Origin of the sequence: Pectobacterium peruviense (assembly GCF_002847345.1) — a bacterium.
GTDB lineage: Bacteria > Pseudomonadota > Gammaproteobacteria > Enterobacterales > Enterobacteriaceae > Pectobacterium > Pectobacterium peruviense.
Map to the genome: position 1 here is coordinate 1 of NZ_LXFV01000042.1, position 4,527 is coordinate 4,527.

General features: G+C 48.7%; 7 protein-coding genes. 1 reads left to right on the forward strand and 6 read right to left on the reverse strand.

The features are described from left to right. Both A0G03_RS20315 and A0G03_RS20320 read right to left on the reverse strand, forming a co-directional pair. A partial coding sequence (locus A0G03_RS20315) for a relaxase/mobilization nuclease domain-containing protein (RefSeq protein WP_148666113.1) occupies positions 1-432 on the reverse strand: 432 nt, incomplete at its 3' end. Further along, complete coding sequence (locus A0G03_RS20320) at positions 422-748, reverse strand: plasmid mobilization protein (RefSeq protein ID WP_048263480.1); 327 nt, start codon at positions 746-748, stop codon at positions 422-424. The genes A0G03_RS20320 and A0G03_RS20315, both read right to left, overlap by 11 nt. A gap of 319 nt (positions 749-1,067) precedes the next feature. Here A0G03_RS20320 and A0G03_RS20325 point away from each other — a divergent pair, with 319 nt between their 5' ends. Further along, the gene (locus A0G03_RS20325) at positions 1,068-1,658 is read left to right on the forward strand and encodes a hypothetical protein (protein ID WP_048263477.1); all 591 of its coding nucleotides are present in this window, start codon (positions 1,068-1,070) and stop codon (positions 1,656-1,658) included. A gap of 315 nt (positions 1,659-1,973) precedes the next feature. Here the strand turns inward: A0G03_RS20325 and A0G03_RS20335 are convergent, their stop codons facing one another. From A0G03_RS20335 to A0G03_RS20350, 4 genes are all read right to left on the reverse strand, one after another. Further along, the gene (locus A0G03_RS20335) at positions 1,974-2,897 is read right to left on the reverse strand and encodes a replication initiation protein (protein ID WP_101749544.1); all 924 of its coding nucleotides are present in this window, start codon (positions 2,895-2,897) and stop codon (positions 1,974-1,976) included. A gap of 177 nt (positions 2,898-3,074) precedes the next feature. Further along, the gene (locus A0G03_RS20340) at positions 3,075-3,311 is read right to left on the reverse strand and encodes a hypothetical protein (RefSeq protein WP_048263483.1); all 237 of its coding nucleotides are present in this window, start codon (positions 3,309-3,311) and stop codon (positions 3,075-3,077) included. Between the two features lie 93 nt (positions 3,312-3,404). After that, on the reverse strand, positions 3,405-3,659 hold the full coding sequence (locus tag A0G03_RS22140) for a mobilization protein (RefSeq protein WP_425273369.1): 255 nt from the start codon (positions 3,657-3,659) through the stop codon (positions 3,405-3,407). Positions 3,660-3,793: 134 nt separating this feature from the next. After that, the gene (locus tag A0G03_RS20350; protein WP_101749546.1) at positions 3,794-4,279 is read right to left on the reverse strand and encodes an MbeB family mobilization protein; all 486 of its coding nucleotides are present in this window, start codon (positions 4,277-4,279) and stop codon (positions 3,794-3,796) included. Between the last annotated feature and the right edge of the window lie 248 nt (positions 4,280-4,527).

Sequence of the window (4,527 nt, forward strand, 5' to 3'; positions counted from 1 at the left end):
TCCTAACCGGCCGTTGGTCAGCGTCTGCCAGGCGTTTACCCTGGGACGGTCGGCGCGGTCAAAGTAGGGTTGCAGACGTTTGCCGCTCTGCAATTCGATGTTCGGGATCACGAAGTTCAGCTCGAGGCGGCCTTTGTCCTGATGCTCAACCCACAGACAGGCGTACTGGTCTTTGTCGAGACCGGTCATCAGTGTCTGTTCCCATTCGTCCATCAGCCGCGCTTTTTCTGGCTCTGCAATGTCGGCCTCCTGAAAGGACAACACGCCGGAGGTGTAGCCGCGGGCAAAGTCACAGCCGTCAATCAGTTCGCGGGTGCGTTCGGCATCTCCCCGCAGCACGCGGGCGTCACTACGCTGGCGATCTTTGCCCAGCAGGTAATCAACGGGGCCACTGCCCGAACCGGCACCCCGTGAGTGAATTTTAACGATCACGGTGCTGCTCCAGCAGTTCACCGAGATTACGGTCGAGGCTGTTTAACACCGCCAGCAGGGAAACGCGCTCAGTGGAGTTCAGTCCGTCGAGCTGGTTAAGACGGCGGGCGATCTGGTTGAGGTTGTTGCCGATACCGCTGACCTGTCGCAGCAGTTCGGGCGACACATCAGGCAGACGGCGCTTTCTGGCAGTGTGTTCTCCCAGACCGAGCTGACGCAGCCATTCGGCCAGATGAGTTCGGTCACACCGGTCTATCAGACGCTGATGCTCTGAGTCGGTAAGACGGATTTTGATCTCTCTCGTGCGCTTTTCCATTCTCACTCCGCTGAGAAATATTCGCACCCAAAGTGCGAAAGTTTCGCAGTGGATGCCCGGGGTTTCGGGGGGCGGCGAGCCCCCTGAACCAGTCACAGAAGGAACCTCGTAGAGGGGACGCTGTGTGTACTGGCTTAAAGTATGATGGAGTATGTCAGATTCTGTAGTCGCTGCAAAAAAAGCCCCTCTGCAAAGAAGGGCTGTTATCTGATATAGGCTTGTTTTTGTCTCACCATACGGATAACCCAGAGGGTGCTGCTTCACCAAGAGTATATCTTCATGGATAATGTGCTGAGGATGATTATTTGGATATCTGTAAATGATAGATAAAATAAAAGATAATGCATTTAGAATTATATATGCTTTGCTTTGCTTATTAATATGCGTTGGTTCGTGGCATTATCAAGATGATATATTGTCATCTTCAGTTGGGATGTTGGTTTTTTCCTATTATGCTTCAGTAGCAACTGTGATCGCTTTAATTATTGCTGTGCTGGAAATATTTTACGCCATAAAGATAACGAAAAGCATTCAGCAAAAAACCCAAGAGAGAATTGACACATTCAAAAACCAAACGGTGTCACATTTGTCTCATGTATGCTCATCGTATTATGAATCCGCTATTGATGATTTAGTAAACCATCAATATAGCCAGTTATCTTTAAATTTCAGAGTTGCATTAAAGCTACATAGGAATATAGCAAATAACTTCATATCGAAAGAAGATAGGGATTTATTTGAAGATAAAAAAAATATTTTGGATGAGCTAGAGAAAAATATACATGATGCTCGGTGTATGCCTCTGAAAGAAAAAATATCGACGAGAACGTCAAAGAAAATACGAGAGTCGCTCATGGACATTAAGAGTATGATTGATTCAAAACACACATTCACGAACGTAGAGGGATAGCACTATGCTGCCAGAAAACATTGCTAACTTTGTAAAGTTCATGATAAATGAGACTAGGAACGGCAACGTCCGTTGGTCCTACGACTCAAATAATGACCTTGTAAGCACAAGCTATAACGGAATGTATATATCTTTGGATTCCGCATTTGATCATGACAATGGTTATAATTTTCACAGATTGAGCATAATCCAGAATGAAAAGAATTTCTTCTTCCCGATTAATCAATATACTGATGGCTATGATCTTTTGAAAACATTATACCTTCAAGCTCAAGCATCAGACTTTAGATTCTAAATTAAAAGAGAAGATATGGGCTACAGCTCATATCTTCTATAATAAGTTGATCTAGAAATACCTAAGGATAGCCACTCTTTTTTTGAATTAATAGAGCCATCAACAACAGAACCTTTTTTTCTTCCACCACCTTTACTTTTCATACCACCTTTAGAACCACGAAGTGACTGTATGTGTGATTGATGGGTATTCCTTACATAATCATCAAATGATTTTTCGCTAAATTCTCTATGAGTCCATTTAGCAATACTTTTAGCTATCCCTCTCACTTCATTTTCTTCAAGAGGTGCTGCAAATTGCAGGTTATAGGCGCGAGCTCTTTCATCGCAGGCTTGCTGCCACTGATCATACTCCGGCCAACCCTGACGAATCGCGCGGTATGCCCACTTGCGGGTTTTATCGAACAGGGTGCAGTTACGGCCTAAACCGTAGTCGGCTACGATTTCTTTGTCGTTCGCAGCGTTCAGGTCGAGCGAGTCGGCCAGCCAGTCCAGTGTGTAGAGTTCCGGCTGCCAGACGGCAATTTTCCAATAACCGTGGTTCGGATTCTTGCAAATTAACCCCGAATACCCCACGTCAGCGTCCAGTTTTTTACGTAGCGCGTTCTCGACCGCAGCAGCGTACTTCAGTGGCTTCATTTTTCCATCAGGAGCGGTGCGTATCGAAGTTTTCAGCGCATAGAGTAGGTGTGCGTGTCCGTTTTCGGGATTGGTGATGGTCAGCGTGGGCGCGGGCGCATTGCGATCGCTCCAGTCGATGGCGGCACCGAGACGGTCAACGTCAAATCCCAGCCAGAACATGGCATGAGGCTGATTGAACTGGATGTATTTCGCCAGAATGGCGCGTTCTTTACCTGCAATACGTACACCAAAGTACAGGTCGTCCGAAAAATACGGCTTGTGTGGTAAGCGGTCGTTGAAGAGCTCGAGTGCAGCGTTATGCAATGCGCCCTGCGCTTATGGCGGGCTGTTGTCTGGCACGGTTCATGTGCTAATATCCTTTCAAGGTTTCGTACCTGGCCCTGGTTATCATGCGGATCCGCCAAGATTAGACATGATGCCGGGGCTTCGTTTTTTCTGCCGTTAAACTTACACCTTAAGACAGCAGATTGTCATTAGTCTCTAAAGAGATACGGGATTCCAACAGAAGTCTCTTACGATAATCACGTTGTTGCCGTAGATGATATGAAGGTCATTTTTTTTCAGGCTTTCTGCCACCTTCCCCATAACAACATCTGCAAGCCTTTCTCTCTCACAAATCTCGTAAAACTGTACCCACTTCAAAGTAATACACTCATTTCCATTTTTTCTCATTAACTCATTTATTTCTTTAGCTATTGCTTGCGCACCCTTAGCCATTTTTTATTTTCCAAAACAAATTAAATTGACGCTGAGATTACACTAAAAAAACCTTAGAGCAATCTAAAGATGAATCTGTAGTGAACTAAAAAATCACATCGAGGGTCCCTGATAGCGAATCGGCTTTTTCTGCGGTTCCGGCTGCTGCTCTCGCAACTTCTCTGCACGGACGCGGTCATGCTGTCTAATCAGCGCATCAAGCGGCTGAAGTTCCTGCTCAAGCTCTCGACCTGCGCGCGCAAGCTGTCCACCTGATTGCTCAAGTGCTGACACGCCCTGTCGCTGCGGTTCAGTGCCAGTGAGGTAGTCTCGAACATGTTCTGCAAACTGCTGTAGCTTTCCTGCCACGCCTGATGCTGTTGCTCGTAGCTGGCCTGTAAGCTCTCTAAGGCGCTCAGAAGCTGTTTTTCCATTTCGGTCATGGTTTTCTGTGTCCTGTGGGTCAAAATCGTTCAGGGGCGTTTCTGTGCGTTCTGACGAGGTTACTTCGCGGTGTACTTCACCACCGTATTGCCCGCCGTCGAGGTGTAGGTTTCCACGCCGTGCGCCTTCACCGGCAGCACCACCAGGTAACCGTTCTTCTGGCTGTCGTCGCTGTAGATCGTCACCCCCGCGCCGCTTTTCGCTTTCAGGCTCGCCAGCTGCTGGCTGTAGCCGTCGATGTCGCTCAGGCGTGAGCTGATGATCTGCCCCTGAAGCCAGATTATCCCGCTCAGGATGCCAATCAGAATCGCGGCGCAGACCACTATCCAGATCAGCACGGTGGTGACCGTGGCTCTGAGCATACCCGTCAGCCTGCCGTTCTGTTCGCGGATAGCGTTGCTGATGCTCTGCGAGCTTGATTGCAGTTCCGCGCTGATAGACGTTTCCAGCCTCACGAACTCGCGCTTCACGCTCTGCTCGGTATCCTGCGCTTGCTGCTTCGATTTCTCCTCGAAGCCCTTCGCCAAATTTAAAATCTCGCTCATAAATCATTCCTTTCAGCCGGATGTTTCTGCCGCCGGACGGGTCGGCAATACTGATGCTGCTTTTGGTTTCTCGCGCCACGGTGAGGCCAATGCTTTCGAGCTGAGTCACCACGTCCTGCCGGCTGCGTATCGCGCCCTGTGCCATCAGGTTCATCAGGCCGGCGGTCAGCTTTTCCGCTGCCTGCTGTTTGTCTCGCGGCAGGTCGCTGGCCTGCGTCAGCGGGCGGCGATAGGCAGGGTCATTGGGG